This window comes from Arthrobacter sp. NPDC056886 (assembly GCF_042788715.1).
In the GTDB taxonomy this organism is placed as follows: Bacteria; Actinomycetota; Actinomycetes; order Actinomycetales; family Micrococcaceae; genus Arthrobacter.
The window spans coordinates 127,384-143,679 of sequence record NZ_JBHUBT010000002.1 but is presented as its reverse complement, the minus strand read 5'-3'; the positions used below and the strand labels follow the sequence as shown (position 1 = coordinate 143,679).

Sequence of the window (16,296 nt, the reverse complement as noted above, 5' to 3'; positions counted from 1 at the left end):
CGCTGACGCATGAGACCGCGCACAAGCTCCGCCGCGCCGAGGAGTGATCTGATGAGCCAAGTTATCCAGCGCCTGCTTGCTGCGTTCAATGACCACGACCTTGAGGCAGCCGCCGCGTTGTTTCATGAGTCGTACAACAGCGTGCAACCGGCCCACCCGGCCAGGGCATTTGTAGGACGGGCGCAGATGCACGCGAACTGGGCGGCGATATTCGCTGGCATTCCCGATTTTCGCGCAGAAATGCTCCGCTCCGTGGATGACGGTAGCACCACGTGGAGCGAATGGACCTGGACCGGCACCCGCAGCGACGGGCAGCCCTTTGACATGCGTGGCGTGACGATCTTCGAGACGGAGGACGGCCTCATAACTAGTGGAACGCTATACATGGAAGAGCTTGAACGACAGGACGTGGGTATCTCCGAGGCCGTCCAGACACTGACGGGCCGCCGGCAGGAGCAGTCACCGGGCGCAGCGGACTGAGTTGGTTGGCTTCAGGCGGCCGGAGGAAGGCTGCGCCCGCGCCGACGCGGTTTGGTCTGCTTCCGGAGCTGGCGCCGCCGGGCCGGTCACCTTGCAGGACCCTTGCCTGAAATCTGACTTCGGAGGAGGATGATCGGCACACTGGAGGAGGCCGCCATGACCCAGCTTGGCAAGTTTGAGAAGTACCTTATTGAGGAATTCTTCGACGATTACCGCTCGGGCGCCATGAGCCAGCGGACGTTCACGCGCCGGGTGGCGTTCATCATGGGCAGCATGGCTGCGGCCTCGGCAGCGATGCTCTTGGTTGGCTGCACGCCCGAAGAGGTTCCCCGCAGCACGGACCCCATGCCGACGCCGACATCGTCCCCGCCGGGAACCGCGAGCGCGTCCGCGGGCGCAGTGCCGGGGGCCAAGAGCCCGCTGTCCGTCCCGGAAGGGGCGGCCGGACTCACGACGTCGACGGTGAAGTTCGCTGCGGGCGGCACCGATATCAGTGGCTATCTCGCCCGGCCCGACAACGGGACCGCCGGGCCGGCCGTGCTGATCTGCCACGAGAACCGCGGGCTGACGCCACATATCCAGGATGTGGCACGCCGTTACGCCAAGGCCGGGTACGCGGCACTGGCCCTGGATCTGCTGAGCAGGGAAGGCGGTACCGCGGGTATGGACCCCGACGCGGTCCCGGGAGCGCTGACTCAGGCCGGGGCCCAGCGTCACGTCTCCGACTTCGCCGCAGGATTCGACTACCTGAACAGCCAGGAATTCGTTGACAAGGGGCGGATCGCCATGAACGGCTTCTGCTTCGGCGGCGGCATCACCTGGCAGTCGGCGACGGCGATCCCGGACCTGTTGGCGACCTCAGCGTTTTATGGACCAGCACCTGATCTGGACAAGCTCGCGGCCATCAAGGCGGCTGTCTTTGGCGTCTACGCCGAACAGGACCAGCGGATCACCGGAGCCATGCCGGCCCTCCGGGATGCCTTGGACAAGACCGACGTTCGGCACGAGCTCAAGATCTATCCGGGCGTTGACCATGCCTTCCACAACGACACGGGGCCGCGCTACAACCAGGAGCAGGCCACCGCCGCGTGGAACGATACGCTCGCGTGGTTCGGCAAGTACGTGTGAGTGGCGCGGCCGCCTGGAACACTTACCAGCCAGCGTGGGGCTGCTTATTCGCCCGAGGCAAACTCTGGCTGAATCGGGCCGCCAGCGTCCGGCGTCCCGTCATAGGGCCCGCTCAGCGCCTTTAACGCCAGAAGGTGTTCCATCAGGGCACGTTCTGGGTGTCCGGGATGAGCAGCAATCTGCTGGCGGAGCAACTCCCGTGCCCGGCGGTGGTCCGGAGCGGTGTCGGCGAGGACCGCGTCAATGATTCTGCTGGCCTGATGCTGGATGGCATCGGCAGATGCGGCTTGTTCCGCACCGGATACCAGGTCATGGGGATCCCCTTCTTCGGGGCGTTCTGAAGTGGACGAGGGCTCCACCGACATGGCTATTCCTTCGATCATCGTCCCGGCTGAGTCCGGAACCGGCCTGCCGCCTTCCCCCCATCCCGGGCATGGTACCCGGACCCGAAGGCGGGCCACCGTGACAAACCATACAACGGCGCCGGGCCGCCAACGTTAATTGGAGCGAAGTTTTCGCCAAGGTGATGCACAAGTTCCGGTATCGCGGCCCCCACAATGGGGACGGCCGCCGGCGCCGGAGCATGAATCCACGGCATGTACTTGTGTTGGTCACCTGCCCGAAAAGACGTGGAAATACTGGCCGTGTAGCTTCGCAGCAAGGAATCCGTTCGAAAGGTAGTACGCCATGCGTGTTGGACTGATCCGGGTGATGACGACGTCGGACCGACGCCTGCTCCACGCCCACGGGAAACTTCTGCAGGAAGCATTCGGCTTTACCGTCGCCTCCCGCTGTATTCCGGACCAGCCGTCCGGCGTCTACAACCAGGCGTCGCTCGATTCCGCGGCACCCAAGGTAGTCGAGTTGGCCCGGGAAATGGCGCTGGACGCCGACGCCCTGATTATCAGCTGCGCGTCCGACCCCGGGCTGGCCGCCGCCCGGGCCGCCGTGGACATCCCGGTCATCGGGGCAGGCTCCGCTGCCGCGGCCGCCGCACTGACCTTTGGAGGTCGGATTGGGGTCCTGGGACTCGGCGCCCACGTACCGGGTCCGATTTCGGAAGCGCTGGGGGAGCGCATGCTGCTCATTGATGGGGAGGGACGGGTCGAAACGCCCGACGCGTTCCTCATGCCTGCCGGGATCTTCGACGCCCTCGCCGCGGCCCACATGCTGGTTGATGCCGGCGCCGACGTGATCGTCCAGGCCAGCACGGGCCTGAGCAGCATCGGCATGGCCGACGTGCTCCGTCGACGGCTCGGGGTCCCGGTCATCGACGCCGTGACGGCTGCCGGCTCCATGCTCGTCTCTGCGGTGGTGGCCCGGGAACTTCAGGAGGTTTGAGTTCCGCCGCCGGTGGCGGCGCGAAATCATTCCACGACAAGACAGCCCCGCACCCTCATGGGGCGCGGGGCTGCCTGGTGCTGAGCCGGTCTTACTTGTAGACGCGGACCCAGTCGACCTGCATCTGCGAAGGCTTGGTGGCGGACCCGTTAGGGAACCAATCCAGCTGCAGCGTCTGATGCATGCCCACGGACGGCAGGTGCGCGCGGTTCGTGTCGGAGAAGATCTTCACGCCGTCGATGTACCCCGTGATGCCTGTGGGAGTCCATTCCACGGCGTAGTTGTGCCACTGGGTGGTGTCGATCGTCTTGGCCGCAGTGGTCTGGAAGTTCGAGCCGCCGCAGGCGTAGTGCAGGAAGAATTTGATCTGCGTGGTGTTGGTGCTGCCCTCGGCGTAGTCGATCTCGGCGCAGTTGGGGGAGGTGTTGTTGTTGGGCCACAGGATCAGCACGGGGTGGTACTTCGGGTCCCGGGCGCTGGTCCGCATGCGCGTCTCCCATTTGCCGTATTTCTGCTGTGCGAATTTTGCCGACATGCCGCCCGTGGTGCCGGCCGAGTTGCCGCTGACCGTGGCCACGCCATTGGCGACCGACCAGGCCTGCGGGCTCCGCACGCCCTTGCCTGCATGTCCGGTTCCCTTGAAGACGCTCCACTTGGTGGGGTCGGGGGCGCCGGCCTTGGAGAATTCGTCGCCTGCAACAACTGCACCCCAGCCCCGGGCGGTGGCGGCTTGCGAGCCGCCGCCGGTCGCGGCGACGGCGGCCTGGGCCGCAACGGGCGCGCCGGGCGCGGCGGCCGGCGTCGAGCCCGTAGTGACTGCCGCTTGTGCGGCGGCCGGTGCGACGGCGGCCGCCGGTGCCGCGGGGACGGCCGGAGCGACGGCGGCTGCCGGTGCCGCTTCGACCCCCGGATCCGCCGTTGCAGCGGCGGTGCCGCCGACGGGTTTGGGGGCCGACGGCTTCGCCGTCTTAGGCGCTGCGGCCGCCGGGGATGTGGAAGCCGCCGCAGGACGCAAGGCCTTGGTGGCCGCAGCTGACGTGGAGTCCGCGGCAGGACGCGAGGCCTGGGTGGCAGGAGAGGGGTCTACGGCACCGGCGGTGGGAGCTGCGCTGCACCCGGTCAGGGACAGTGCGCCCAAGCTCAACGCAATCGCTATTTTGTGCAGCTGTGGTGTCTTGAGGCGTGGTGGCGTCGGCTGTGCGTGTTTGGACGGTGTTTCTTTGAACAACGGACCCCTCCGGGCTTTGTAACGGGCGCACACAACCGTCGCTGCCAGGGCGGTGGCGAGTGCGGGAAGCAACATCGGGCCCCTGCTGCCAGAGCACGGGCGAGCAGACGCCGAACGGCGCAACCGGGCCCTGAGAAGGGGCGGTCCGGGGGCCCTGCATTCGGGCCAGGCCTTCGCGGCCAGTGGCCTACGTTACCGGAACGTTACCTTGACCTGCAAACCTCTCGGGTCGGGTTCACGGCATTTTCTGGCGCCCACGCGAAAGAATGGACGGGTGAGTGATGCTGGCGAATTCATCGACCTCTCGCTGCAGCGGGAGAGTTCCTGGCGCCGTGCGGACGGGCTGGCGTCGCGGCTGGAGATGGAGCCAGGCGGCAAGGGCCTCCGGTTCTACGGCACCTCTATGGGAGCCGTGCGCGGGACGGTCCGGGACGCCGGCCGCCGCTATCCAGGGCTGTCACACGATGAAATCACTGCGCTGAGTTCTGAACTGTGGGGCTCGAAACTGGGGACGGTGCCGGTTTTCGAGCGCAGGCAGGCCGCGGTGGTCCTGCTCCAGGCCAATGTGAAGCTGCTGACCAACTCCGACCTCACCCGGCTCGAGGGCTTCATCCGGGAGGCGCAGGTGCGGGACCTCGTGGATCCGCTGGCCGTCGACGTCGTCGGCCCATTGGTGGGCGGCCTCGACGTTCTGGCCAGGGTGCGGGCTGATAGCGTGCTGGACCGATGGATGCGCGAGCCCGATGCCTGGCTGCGCCGGGCCGCGCTGCTCTCGCCGCTGCAGGCGCTGCGCGCGGGTGCGGGGGACTGGGACAGATTTGTCCGTCACGCCAATGCGGTGCTCGGCGAGACTCAAGGGCCGTTCGACGACGGCGACGGCGCTGTGGTCCGGGACGCGGTTTCCCGGGTCTTGGCCGAGATGGCAACGAGGAGGCCGGAGCTGCAATTCACCTCCGCTGGTGGGTGAAGACCCGGGTGGTGGCGCCGGCCCGGACCTGGTTCGGGCTGCCGGCCGTTCGGGCTTCCCGTCGTCCGCACTTTCAGATTTTCGGATCTCCCGGACCGCCGGGATCTCCCGGTCCGACGGCGCTGCCGGCGTCGCCGGACCTGCCACCGGCATTTGCGGGCAGCGCGAATGTCCTCGCCGCCCGCGAGCCGGCGACGGCGCTCGCGGCTATGGTGACCAGCGCGCCGACCAGCAGGGCCGCAGCCTCGCCCGGGATCAGGACCTGAAGCTGCGTGCCGATGCTCGCCGCCGCCACCGGTATGCCGAGTTGGGCCGCCGACAACACCCCGAGGGGCAGCGGAAGCCCCAGGAAGGCCAGGCCGGCGTGCGTCAGCAGGGTCCCGGCTCCGAGGGCCAGTCCGAGGGCGATCATGTCCGGATGCCCCGCCAAGTCCTTGAGCGTTAGTGATGCACCAAGCCACACGAAGAACACTGGCCCCAGGAAACCGTCGCTGAGGGCGAACAGTTGCCGGGCCAGCCGCCTCGGTTCGCCGACGGCAGCCACCACAAGGCCGAGGGAAAAGCCTGCCAACATCACGGACACGTTGCTCCACGTCGCGACTGCGGCCAGGGCGAAGAGGACGACCAGCTGGATCCGCAGCTCGAGGGCAAACTTGCGGCTTTCCGAAAGTCGGTGCATGCGCCCGTTGATTCCCCTTCGATCGAGCCAGCGCAGGACGAAATAGAGCACCACCGCGCAGCCGGTCACCGTGAGCACGCCCAGCGCCGCGCGGCCTGCGTGCGGCGGGTCCACGAGGACCGGCAACGCCACAATGCAGGCTATGTCCGCGATGGCCACCTGCGCGGTCATGGCGATGACATGGGGTCCGCCGAGCCGCAGCGAATCGATGATCGGAAGAACCAAGGCGGCCGACGATGACGCCAGCAGCACTGCGTAGAGGGGAGCATGTCCAGTCCCGAAGAGCAGGCCGATGCCGGTTCCGACCGCCACCGCTGCCGCTGCGGCCGCAATAGCCCGGCGAGAGCCGTGGCCGAGGGCGGAGCGGATCTGGGGATCCCTCACGGGAACGTGGGTCCCGGCCACAAACATCATCAGCGCGAACCCGATGTTGGCCAGCAGAATAAACGTCGGGTCCGCAGGGTCCACCAAGCCCAGCCCTGAGCGTCCGATCGCGATGCCGGCCAGCAGTTCGCCCAGAACCACTGGCAACCGCCAGCGCACCGGCAGCGCCAGCAGGGGGCCGGCCAGGGCGACGACGGCGATCAGCGCCAGGGAGAGGAATGTCACGGCTCGCCGCCGCGGGCCGGTACCGGGCCTGACCGCCGCTCCACCACCGCGTAGGCCTTCCCGTCCAGGAAGGCCCAGTCATTGACAACCATGTACCCGAGGGCGTCCACCCGATCATTGAGGACGTGCTCGTCGAAGCCGCCGTCGCGCGGTTCCGCGTCCCACGTGGTCACGTGAACGTCCCGGCCGTCCAGGATCAGCAGCTCGGTGTTGACGTCGAAATCCGCGTGGGGCTGATTACTCAGCTGGCAGATGGCGACACAGTGGCTGTTCATTTCGGGCCTCCGCTCCGGCGTGGTGCTGATGGCATCATCCTACGTTCGGATGCGGCGCCGCCCCATGGGCAATGAGGGACCGTAGTGTGGCCGCCGTTACCTGAATGTGACATTTGCATGCGGTTCGCGTTACGGTGGATAGGCGCCTGTTGTCTCCGATACGGGCGCTCCCCAGCCGATTGCCTAACTCTGCCGCGGCCCGGGGATAACTCGCATCAACTACCGGCAGAGACGGGGAAACCACATTTGGCCTGCTGATTACGCAGGTCTTGGGGTGAAGCCGCACAGTGCCCGCAGCGACGGGCCCGGGAGTGCGGCCGGGTGACTCCCATCCGAATCCGACAGCTCACCTCGCAGGCACTGGGAGAGGCTACACTCATGTCTTCAATCAATACTTTTGCGCGCCATGCCGCCGTCCTCGCCGCCGCATCCGGCCTGGTCCTCACCAGCGGAATGGCAGCCAACGCAGCCGTAACACCTGCGCAGCGCGACTCCGCTCCGGCGTCCAAAGTTGACGTCAACGCACTGGTCAGTGCTCCCGTCAACGCCGATTCAAGCGTCAAGATCAGCTTTGACCGCCCGGCGGTAGCTACGGTCGCAGCACCGGTGATCGAAAAGCCCGTTGCCGCGGCGCCGGCTCCCGCCGCGGCCCCCGCCGTTGCCCGTGCTGCTGCGCCTGCAGCAGCACCGGCCGCTGCACCCAAGGCAACCATCAAGGTGCAGTCCGCTCCGGCAGCGCCTGCCGCGGCACCCGCTGCCGCCGGACGCAACGCCATCATGCTCTCGGCCGCGTACAGCCAGGTGGGCATCACCCAGGACTGCACCGCCATGGTGGAAAAGGCCCTTGGCGCCGCGGGCAAGCCTGTCGGTGACATCGGTCCCCGGGCCTTCCTTGGCCTCGGAACCATCGTTGCAGCCCCGAAGCCCGGCGACATGGTGGTCCAGTCCGGTCACGTTGGCATCTACGCCGGCAACGGCCAGGTGGTCAGTGGCGGCATGAACGGTAAGAACCAGACGATGGTCCACCCGCTGTCCTGGCTCACCGCGACCGGCGGCGTGACCTTCGTCCGCGCCTAAGCCGCACTGCCCCTTCCAGGGCCAGACAGTCCGGAAAGACCGGCGATCGATTCCCTTGGGGGCAATCGATCGCCGGTCTTTTCTGTGCATATGGTTCTCAGGGGTTTCCGTGCCCGGCCAGCGGAAGCGTGAATTTCATGACCGTGCCCTCGGCACCCGTCGCGGCCACCTCGACGGTGCCCCCGGCAGCGACGGCGATCTCCCGCACCAAGGCCAGGCCGATCCCAAAGCTCCGCTGTCCCTGTAAAGCGTCAGTGCTGGCGGTCCGCACGAAGCGATCAAAGATTCGGGCCTGATCGACGCCGGTGATGCCGGTCCCCGTGTCCGCCACGGTGATGACGGCGCGGCTCTGCTCGATCGACGTCGTGATGGACACCTGGCCGCCCTCAGGCGTGTGGGCAAGGGCGTTGTCCGCCAGTGCAAGTACGGCACGGCTCAGTGCATTCTTCTCGATCCGGGCCAGCGGCCGGGCATCGGCCACGAAATTCAGGCGCACCTTACGCTGGTCCGCGACCTGCTGGAGGCTGCCTGCGACGCTGGCGGCAGCGTCGGCAAGGTCGGCAGGCGGTGCGGAGCGGTCCGGGGCTTCCGCGGTTGCTGCGAGGAGCAGTTCGTTGACAATCCCGGTCAGCGTTGCTGCGTCCTCCCGGATACTGGCAAGGTCTTGGCCTTGCCTGGAGCCGGGCACGGTGTTGCGCTGGGCAAGCTGGATCCTGGTGTCCAGGATGGTCAAGGGTGTGCGCAATTCGTGGCTCGCGTCCTGGACGAAGCGCCGTTGCCTGGCCAGAGCATCACCGAGGGGGCGGATGGCGCTGCGCGCACTGAGCCACCCGACGATGCCTGCGAGCAAGATTCCCGCCACCCCGGCGATGACCATGGCTTCGAGGACATCTCTGGAATCCAAGTATGCGTAGGCCGTCCCGGCCGCCGCGGAGCCTGGCATTTCGGGATGGGCCAGTTGATTTAGGAGGTAAAGCGCCGTGGCGGCAAGCAGCCCGATGACCATGACCGCGCACGCGGCGCTGATCCGCAGCGCGACCTTGAGCGAGGCCTTGCGCAGGATGGAGTGGTCCGGATTTCCGCCGTTTCCGCCGTTACTCATGAGCATCGCCAATCTGGTAGCCGAGGCCGTGCACCGTGCGGATGACGGCCTTGGAGATCTTCCGGCGCAGGTGGTGAACATACGTATCGATCACGCCGGGCTGATCCGAGGGGTGGAAGTACGCAGTGAGGAGTTCGTCCCGGGTGAAGACGCGGCCGGGTTCCGCGGCCAGGGCGGCGAGCAGCTGGCCTTCTTTCGCCGTCAGCGACACCGTCTGCCCGTACACGGACCGGACAGTGCGCTGCGTCGAATCCAGTTCCCAGTCCCCGATCATCACCCGTGCCGGGGCCGGAGAAGTGAAGGTGCGCGTCAGTGCGCGCAGGCGTGCTGCCAGTTCGCCGGCGTCGAACGGCTTGGTCACGTAATCGTTTGCGCCGGCGTCCAGGCCCCTGACCTTTTCGTCGGCATCGCCCAGCGCGGTCAGGATCAGGATGGGCGTGGCAATGCCCTGCGACCGCAGCGCCGCGATCAGGGCGATGCCGTCCATTACCGGCAGCCCGCGGTCGATCACCATGACATCCCAGGTCCCGGTGAGCCCGCGGTGGAGGCCCTCACGGCCGTTGGTGACCAACTGGACGCGGTAATCCGGGTCCAGGAGCTCGGCGATGAGCGGTCCCAGGACGTCGTCGTCCTCCACGAGCAGCAGGGACGGGCGGTCAGCGGTAGTCATGACAGCTATTCTTCCGCGGCCATTTCCTCAGTCCGCAGTCCGTCCTCGGTTCCCCCGGCCGTGTCGCCTGCTGTAGTGCCTGCGGTGGGGTGGTCGGAGCGTCGGCTGTTGCGGCGGCGCTTGAGGAGCTGCACCACCCACGGCACCACGGAGATGAGGACCATGGCCACTGCAATGACGTCAATATTCTTGGCGACGAGGTCAAAGTGTCCCAACCAGGTGCCAAGCATCGTTACGGAGACGGCCCATGCCGCAGCCCCGGCGATGTTCCAGAGGGTGAAGGACTTGTAGTCATAGCGCGCGATCCCGGCGGTAAGCGGGGCGAACGTCCTGACCATGGGGACGAAGCGGGCCAGCACGACGGCGGCCCCGCCGTGGCGGCGGAAGAAGTCCTCCGTGGTGGTCAGGTGCGCTGTCTTCAGGATCCGGGCATCGTCCTTGAACCATCGACGACCAAATTTCCGTCCCAGCATGTAGCCGACCTGGTCCCCGGCGACGGCAGCAGCAGTGACGACGCCGATCAGCACCGGCAGCGTCAGTTGCAGCTGCTGGTGCAGAAGGCCTGCGGTGAACAGCAGCGAGTCACCGGGAAGGAAGGGAAAGAGCACGCCCGATTCGATGAAGACCATGAGCGCGATGACACCCAAAGCTGCCGGACCCAGCCCGGCGAGCAGGCTTGCCGGATCCAGCAGTGACGGTGTACCCGCGGCGTCGGCGGCCGGTAGTAAGGAATAGACGTCCAGGGCGAGCATTCTCATTTCCTCTCAGGGGCCGGGGAACGGATGGCGGACGGGGCACGAAACCAGCCGGCGATCCGCGGCGCGGCCACATTCCACAACCCTGCAACCATGACCACCGCTGCGCTCGCGGCCAGGAACGACGCCGCGACATCCGTGGGGTAGTGGACGCCGATATACAGCCGCGACCAGGCCACGACGAGCGCCATCGCCGCCGCCCCGACGGCGGTGACCTTGGCCCAGCGGGTTCCGCGGGCCAGGAAATACAACGCGAATCCGAGTGCCACCGCAAACGACACGTGGCCGCTGGGAAAGCTGTTGGAACCGGTTTCCGGAGCCAGGGGATCGAACAGCAGTGCGGGGCTGGGCCGCTGGCGGGCCACGATGATCTTGAAGACTTCACTCGCCACCCAGCCGGACGATGCCACGAGGCCAAAGGCCAGGGCCTTGACCAGTCCGCCCCGGAAGAGCCAGATGTAGAGCGCTGCGGCGCCGATCAGAGCGAGACCCGCCACCGGTCCAAACACGAGATTGAGCGCCATCGCGACGGCGGTCAAGGCGGCGGCGTGATGCTGGCTGAGGTCCTGGTCGACGCCGAACTCGGCGGCGCTAAAGCCCGGCGTCAGCTGTGCCGAGAGTCCCAGTGCCACGACGGCAGCCGAGAGCAGGATGCCCACCAACAACCAGTGGCGGACTTGGGGGAGGGCCCACAGACGCGGCCCTGCGGCAGGACGGCCGCCGTCCGGGCGGTTGGTGCCGGGACGGCGCTGTGCTGTATCGCGGCTTGGGGCTACCTCGCTATAGGCTGCATCGCGGCTACCTGCATCGCGTTTAACAGGGACGGGTCCAGTCATGGGATCCTCCGGCTCGGGGCAACGGGCGCCCGGAAAGGCACCACCTCCCACTCTCCCGCCCGGCGTTTAAGAAATGCTTAAGAACTGCACCGGGGATGTAGCTCGGACGTGTCGGCGGGAGGTGCCGCAGGGGAGCGCCGGGCGCCGGCTACGCGGCGTAGCGGAGCAGCGCCACCCCGTTGCCAAAGACTCGCGTCTCCAGCAGCCGCAGCTGGGCTTTGTTGTCCGAAGATTTGAACAGCGACCTGCCCCGCCCGATCAGTACAGGCTGGACGTACACCCAGTACTCGTCGATCAGCCCGAGACGCCGGAAAGTGTCGGCGAGATCCGCCCCGCCAACGGCCATGTCCCCGCCCGGCTGGGATTTCAGGGCCAGAACCTCTTCCGGCACCACGTCCCGGACCACTGTGGCGTTCGGTCCCGCCGTCCTCAGCGTCCGGGAGTAGACGACTTTGGGCATGTCGCGCCAAATTTGGGCGAACTCGGCCATCGGGGCGCTGATCGCGGGGTCCTGGTCCGCCGTCGGCCAAAACCCTTCCATCAGCTCGTATGAGACCCTGCCCTCCAGGAAGGCACTCATGGTGGCGAGCCGCGCGTTGACGTAGCGGTGCAGTTCGTCGTCGACCATGTGCCAGCTGATGTCACGGTCCGGACCCTCGAAGAACCCGTCGAGGGACACCTGCATGAACAGGATGATTTTTCGCATCGCGGCTCCTCTTTTTCAGAGTACGCCGCGCATTTTCACCAGAGTACGCCCCGTCGTTGCGTTGCCGACTGGTCCGGTCCCGCGGGCCCTGCCCTTGCGCGGTGCGCCGGGAGCCGGGAGAATGCTGGGAGCCCGTGGCCCCACCGCGGTCAGTAACCTTGGGGGGAAGAACTATGACTGCGAATGATTTCGAACAACGGCCCGGGGCCGGTCTGGATGGTTGAGCCGACGCCGCGCCACTACCGCTCCGGTGCGCACCGGGCCGGCGACGGATCCCGGCCCCCCACCAGACGTGCGGGATGGGTCCGGCCGCAGCATCTGACCGCGGGCGCCGTCGCACTCGCACTTGTAACCGCCGGGGGTGTGTACGCAGGTGTCCAGGCAGGGATACCGGATTCGCCGGCGGCTGCGGCGACCGCTGTGGCTCCCTCGACGGGAACCGCCGTCGCGCCCACACCGGTCACCGCCGCCAGCCGGACAGCTCCCGCACCTGCCCCGCCAGCTAAAGCCCCCGCCGTGCCCGCTGCCCCGGTCCGGGCCATCGGCCCCAAACTGGACGGCCAGATCAGCGCAATCATCGATGCCAACAGCGCTTACGCGCTAGGGGTGTCGCTGATCGATCTTTCCGACGGCGTGGTCCACAGCTACGGAGCCCAGGACAAGTTTGTCGCCGCCAGTACGGCCAAGATCCTCGCCGCGTCCGCGTACTACCACCTAGTGGAGACCGGGCGCGCCTCGCTGACAGCCCGGCTTGGAGCCTCGACGGCCGGGGCCCAGATCCGCCAGATGGTCCAGCAAAGCAACAACGATTCCTGGGCGCTGATCCTGGGGGCGGTCGGTCAGCGGGGCATTACGGACTACGCCGCCTCGATCGGGGTCAAGTACGACCGAACGGTGAACCTGCTGACCACCGCGGAAATGGCCCGGACCCTCCAGCTGCTCTACACGGGGAAGCTGCTTAATCCGCGCAACACCGCCCAGCTTTTGTCCTACATGCAGAACACCAACTTCGAGACACTGATCCCGCCCGCGGTCCCGCCGGGCGTCGGGGTCTATCACAAGTACGGGCTTCTGTTTGGAAACCTGCATGATGCCAGTGTCCTGGTCAAGGACGGCCGGGCCTTCGTGTTCGTTGTGTACACCCGCGGGCTGAACTATTCGGACATGGGTCCCCGGACTCGGATCATTCAACAACTCACCCGGACCGTGACCGCCGCCCTGTTCTGAAGCGGTCAAGCGTTCTGAATCGGTCAGGCGCTCTGTTGCGGTCAGGCGTTCTGACGGCGGTCAGACGGTGACCGGCCCGGCGGCGGCCTGTTCCCGGTCGCGTGCCTTCCTGGATTTGGCGAACCGAAGGTAGAGCGAGGGCACGATGAACAGATTGAGCAGGGTGGAGGTGATCAGGCCGCCCAGAATCACGACGGCCATGGGGTGTTCGATTTCATGGCCGGGGATGTTGCCCATGACAACCAGGGGCACCAGGGCCAGCCCGGTGGCCAAGGTGGTCATGAGAATCGGCGACAGCCGCTCGGCGGCCCCGCGCAGCACCAGGTCGCGGCCGAAGGTCTGGCCTTCATAGGTTTCCAGATGCTGGCAATGGTTGATGAGCAGGATGCCGTTGCGGGCAGCGATGCCCATCACCGTGAGGAAGCCAACAAGGGACCCCAGGGATAGGACTCCGCCGGTCATGTAGGCGGCAATGACCCCGCCCACCAGGGCCACCGGCAGCGTGAGCAGCGACAGGACTGCCAGCCGCCAGCTCCGGAAGGACGCCTGCAGCAGCAGGAGGATCAGGACAAGTGCCGCTAATGAGTAGATCATCAGGCGGTTCGTTGCCGCCTCGCGTTCGGTGTATTCGCCGAGCAACTGAACGCTGTAGCCGGTTGGGAGATCCAGGCTGGCCAGGCGCGACTGCAGTTCGCCGACCACCTTTCCCAGCTCCGCTCCCTGGGCCAGGAAGGAACCCACCTCTACGCGGCGGGATCCGTTAGTGCGGTCGATCTGGTTCGGCGTCGCCTGCAGGCTCACATCGGCGACGTCGGCAAGGCGAACCCGCGCTCCACTTGGGGTGTCGATGGGGAGATCCTCGATGCTGGTGACACTGGAGCGGGTGGCCGGGGTGCTCCACACCTGCACGTCGTAGGCCCGGCCGTCCCGGAAGACGTCGCCGACTTCCTCGCCTGCCACGAGTGTTGCAGCCGCGCGCCGGACGTCCCCCGGTTTGAGGCCGTACCTCTGGGCAGCGGCCAGGTTAACCGTGACAGCGATCTGGGGGACTTCCACTTCCAGGGAGACATGCGGGTCATCGGTGCCCTGGATCGAGTCCATGATTGCCTTGACCCGCTGCGCCTGTTCCCGGAGCGTATTGAGATCGTCGCCGTAGACCCGGACCAGGATGGGCTCGCTGGCGCCGGTGATGACCTCTTCAATCCGTTCCTTCAGATAGGTCTGGACGTCACGGTGCAGCCCCGGGTAGCCGTTGACCACTTCCTCCACGGCGGCCACCGTCTTGTCGTAGTCGGCGTGGCGGTCGATGCTGATCCAGTGTTCGCCGGCGTTGACACCAACGATCTCATCCGCGGCGAACGCCTGCCCGATGTGCGTGCCGCAGTTCAGCACGCCGGGGACTTTGAGAAATTCCTGGCAGCCGCGCTGGGAGATCCTGAACTCCTCCGCGGCAGAGGTTCCCGGTTCCGAGATCCAGTGCATCAGGAAGTCGCGTTCCTTGAACGTGGGGAATAGGGAGGAGCCCATCAGGGGAGCGAGGACCAGGCCCACCACTGCCAGCACGCCAAAGCCTGCGTAGCCGAACCGGGGCCGGTTCATGGTCTTGGACAGGGCAGCGTGGTAGCCGCGTTTGAGCACCCGGACCAGCGGCGCGTCGCGTTCTTCGAGTTTGGCGTTGCCCAGCAAAATCAGGGCAAGGGCCGGCGTCACCGTCAGCGCCACGAGCATGGAGGCAAGGACAGCCAGGGTGTAGGAGACGGCGAGCGGCCGGAAGAAGACCCCGGTCAGCCCGTCCAGGAAGAAGATCGGTACGGCGGCGACCACAATGATCAGGGTCGCGTAGACGATGGGGCTCCGCATCTCCAGAGAGGCCTTCAAAACCACCGATGCCGCAGATTCGTCACTGCCAGAGCCGCTAACGGCTCCGGCGCGCCGTTGCCGGAGCCGGCGCATGATGTTCTCGACGTCGATGATCGCGTCGTCCACCACCACTCCCACGGCGATGACCAGACCCGCCAGCACCATTGTGTTGATTGCACTGGATGTGAAGTAGAGCACCAGTGCGGCGGTGAGCAGGGACAACGGAATCGCGACGATGCTGATCAGGGCCGTGCGCCACTGGAACAGGAACGCGACGAGGATCATGACAACGAGGAGACAGCCGAGCAGCAGTGCGACGCTAAGGTTGGAGATCGCCTCCTCAACGAAGCTGGCGGGCCGGAAGATCGTCGTGTCGAAGCTGATGCCGCTCAGGCCCGGCTGCAGCTCGTGGAGGGCCTCCTCCACGCCTTTGGTCACGTCCAGTGTGTTGCCCCACGGCAGCTTTTCGACGATCAGCATGAGCCCGTGCCCGTTGTTGATCACCGCATCACCAATCAGCGGCTGGTGGTCCTCAACAACCTTGGCAACATCGCCCAGATGCAGGGCCACACCGTTCTTTTCCCGGATGGTCACCTGGGCCAGATCAGCGGGAGTCTGGATCGGCTGGACGTGGCGGATCCCCATTCTCTGGGTCGGGCTGTCAATGAATCCGCCCGTTCCGATAAACCGCCCGGGCGAGTACTTCAGCAGACCGGCATCCAGGGCACCCGCGGTGACTTCCATGACCTGGTTGAGGGAGACGTTCTGGGCCTTGAGCTTGTCCGGTTCCACCTGGACCTGAAGCATCTGGAGCCGCTCGCCCCAGATGGCCACATTTGCCACCCCGGGGACCCGCAGCAGCCGGGCCCGGATGGTCCAGTAGGACAGCATGGACATTTCGATCAGCGAATGTTCCGAGGACGTCATGCCGATCTTCATCACGCGGCTGGTCGCGGACAGCGGCTGGAGCATCACCGGCGGTGCCGCCCAGGTGGGCAGCGCCGCGGTCACCGAAGCCATCCGTTCCGATACGAGCTGACGGGCGTTGAGCAGGTCGGTGCCCTGGTGGAAAAGCAGCACGATCGAGGACAGCTGGGGTACGGACTTGGACCGGATCTCGTCCAGGCCCGGCATGCCGCTCACGGCGGCCTCGATTGGCACGCTGACGAGCTCTTCGACTTCCTGGGCGGTCAACCCGAGGCACGCGGTCTGGATTTCCACGCGTGGCGGGGCGAATTCCGGGAAGACATCCACTGATGCGGAACCCAACTGCAGGGAACCGAGCAACATCACGGCGCACGCGAGGGCAACAACAACCGTCTTGAAACGGAGGCTGATCCCGATGAGCCAGCGCAT

16 protein-coding genes and 1 riboswitch are annotated in these 16,296 nt (G+C 66.5%); of the genes, 6 read left to right on the top strand and 10 right to left on the bottom strand.

From position 1 onward, the window contains the following. Positions 1 to 51: 51 nt before the first annotated feature. Both ACFRJ8_RS03780 and ACFRJ8_RS03775 read left to right on the top strand, forming a co-directional pair. On the top strand, positions 52 to 480 hold the full coding sequence (locus ACFRJ8_RS03780; protein ID WP_377984816.1) for a nuclear transport factor 2 family protein: 429 nt from the start codon (positions 52 to 54) through the stop codon (positions 478 to 480). Between the two features lie 129 nt (positions 481 to 609). Beyond that, positions 610 to 1,608 (top strand): dienelactone hydrolase family protein, encoded by a 999-nt coding sequence (locus ACFRJ8_RS03775; protein ID WP_377984815.1) that lies wholly within the window; start codon positions 610 to 612, stop codon positions 1,606 to 1,608. A gap of 44 nt (positions 1,609 to 1,652) precedes the next feature. Here the strand turns inward: ACFRJ8_RS03775 and ACFRJ8_RS03770 are convergent, their stop codons facing one another. Continuing rightward, positions 1,653 to 1,973 carry a hypothetical protein gene (locus ACFRJ8_RS03770; protein ID WP_377984814.1) on the bottom strand — a complete coding sequence of 107 codons (321 nt, stop codon included), beginning with the start codon at positions 1,971 to 1,973 and terminating at the stop codon, positions 1,653 to 1,655. Positions 1,974 to 2,295: 322 nt separating this feature from the next. Between ACFRJ8_RS03770 and ACFRJ8_RS03765 the strand changes: the two genes are divergently transcribed. Then, positions 2,296 to 2,949 carry an aspartate/glutamate racemase family protein gene (locus ACFRJ8_RS03765; protein ID WP_377984813.1) on the top strand — a complete coding sequence of 218 codons (654 nt, stop codon included), beginning with the start codon at positions 2,296 to 2,298 and terminating at the stop codon, positions 2,947 to 2,949. Positions 2,950 to 3,040: 91 nt separating this feature from the next. Here ACFRJ8_RS03765 and ACFRJ8_RS03760 read toward each other — a convergent pair whose 3' ends face one another. Continuing rightward, a complete protein-coding gene (locus tag ACFRJ8_RS03760) occupies positions 3,041 to 4,093 on the bottom strand; it encodes a glycoside hydrolase family 16 protein (RefSeq protein ID WP_377984811.1) in 1,053 nt (350 codons plus the stop codon). Between the two features lie 358 nt (positions 4,094 to 4,451). Between ACFRJ8_RS03760 and ACFRJ8_RS03755 the strand changes: the two genes are divergently transcribed. After that, the gene (locus ACFRJ8_RS03755) at positions 4,452 to 5,144 is read left to right on the top strand and encodes a DNA alkylation repair protein (RefSeq protein WP_377984810.1); all 693 of its coding nucleotides are present in this window, start codon (positions 4,452 to 4,454) and stop codon (positions 5,142 to 5,144) included. Positions 5,145 to 5,217: 73 nt separating this feature from the next. Here the strand turns inward: ACFRJ8_RS03755 and ACFRJ8_RS03750 are convergent, their stop codons facing one another. Together ACFRJ8_RS03750 and ACFRJ8_RS03745 are read right to left on the bottom strand one after the other, a co-directional pair. Then, complete coding sequence (locus ACFRJ8_RS03750) at positions 5,218 to 6,432, bottom strand: cation:proton antiporter (protein WP_377984809.1); 1,215 nt, start codon at positions 6,430 to 6,432, stop codon at positions 5,218 to 5,220. Beyond that, on the bottom strand, positions 6,429 to 6,707 hold the full coding sequence (locus ACFRJ8_RS03745; RefSeq protein ID WP_377984808.1) for a hypothetical protein: 279 nt from the start codon (positions 6,705 to 6,707) through the stop codon (positions 6,429 to 6,431). Before ACFRJ8_RS03745 ends, ACFRJ8_RS03750 begins: the two co-directional genes overlap by 4 nt. A 203-nt stretch (positions 6,708 to 6,910) precedes the next feature. Continuing rightward, positions 6,911 to 7,081, top strand: a riboswitch (cyclic di-AMP (ydaO/yuaA leader). Positions 7,082 to 7,085: 4 nt separating this feature from the next. On the opposite strand from ACFRJ8_RS03745, the gene ACFRJ8_RS03740 reads away from it, so the two are divergent. Next, the gene (locus ACFRJ8_RS03740; protein WP_377984807.1) at positions 7,086 to 7,784 is read left to right on the top strand and encodes a hypothetical protein; all 699 of its coding nucleotides are present in this window, start codon (positions 7,086 to 7,088) and stop codon (positions 7,782 to 7,784) included. 97 nt (positions 7,785 to 7,881) lie between these two features. Here the strand turns inward: ACFRJ8_RS03740 and ACFRJ8_RS03735 are convergent, their stop codons facing one another. The 5 genes from ACFRJ8_RS03735 to ACFRJ8_RS03715 all read right to left on the bottom strand — a co-directional run bounded on the left by ACFRJ8_RS03735 (position 7,882) and on the right by ACFRJ8_RS03715 (position 11,853). Next, on the bottom strand, positions 7,882 to 8,886 hold the full coding sequence (locus ACFRJ8_RS03735; RefSeq protein WP_377984806.1) for a sensor histidine kinase: 1,005 nt from the start codon (positions 8,884 to 8,886) through the stop codon (positions 7,882 to 7,884). Next, entirely contained in the window at positions 8,879 to 9,556 is a 678-nt protein-coding gene (locus tag ACFRJ8_RS03730; protein ID WP_377984805.1) for a response regulator transcription factor, read from the bottom strand. Before ACFRJ8_RS03730 ends, ACFRJ8_RS03735 begins: the two co-directional genes overlap by 8 nt. 5 nt (positions 9,557 to 9,561) lie before the next feature. Further along, positions 9,562 to 10,308 carry a DedA family protein gene (locus ACFRJ8_RS03725; protein ID WP_377984804.1) on the bottom strand — a complete coding sequence of 249 codons (747 nt, stop codon included), beginning with the start codon at positions 10,306 to 10,308 and terminating at the stop codon, positions 9,562 to 9,564. A 2-nt stretch (positions 10,309 to 10,310) separates the two neighbouring features. Further along, positions 10,311 to 11,147, bottom strand: a complete 837-nt coding sequence (locus ACFRJ8_RS03720) for a phosphatase PAP2 family protein (RefSeq protein WP_377984802.1) — start codon at positions 11,145 to 11,147, stop codon at positions 10,311 to 10,313. A gap of 148 nt (positions 11,148 to 11,295) precedes the next feature. Continuing rightward, positions 11,296 to 11,853 (bottom strand): dihydrofolate reductase family protein, encoded by a 558-nt coding sequence (locus tag ACFRJ8_RS03715; protein ID WP_377984801.1) that lies wholly within the window; start codon positions 11,851 to 11,853, stop codon positions 11,296 to 11,298. Positions 11,854 to 12,036: 183 nt separating this feature from the next. Between ACFRJ8_RS03715 and ACFRJ8_RS03710 the strand changes: the two genes are divergently transcribed. Further along, positions 12,037 to 13,080 (top strand): serine hydrolase, encoded by a 1,044-nt coding sequence (locus ACFRJ8_RS03710; protein WP_377984800.1) that lies wholly within the window; start codon positions 12,037 to 12,039, stop codon positions 13,078 to 13,080. A gap of 60 nt (positions 13,081 to 13,140) precedes the next feature. On the opposite strand, the gene ACFRJ8_RS03705 is transcribed toward ACFRJ8_RS03710, so the two are convergent. Then, positions 13,141 to 16,296 carry an efflux RND transporter permease subunit gene (locus ACFRJ8_RS03705; RefSeq protein ID WP_377984799.1) on the bottom strand — a complete coding sequence of 1,052 codons (3,156 nt, stop codon included), beginning with the start codon at positions 16,294 to 16,296 and terminating at the stop codon, positions 13,141 to 13,143.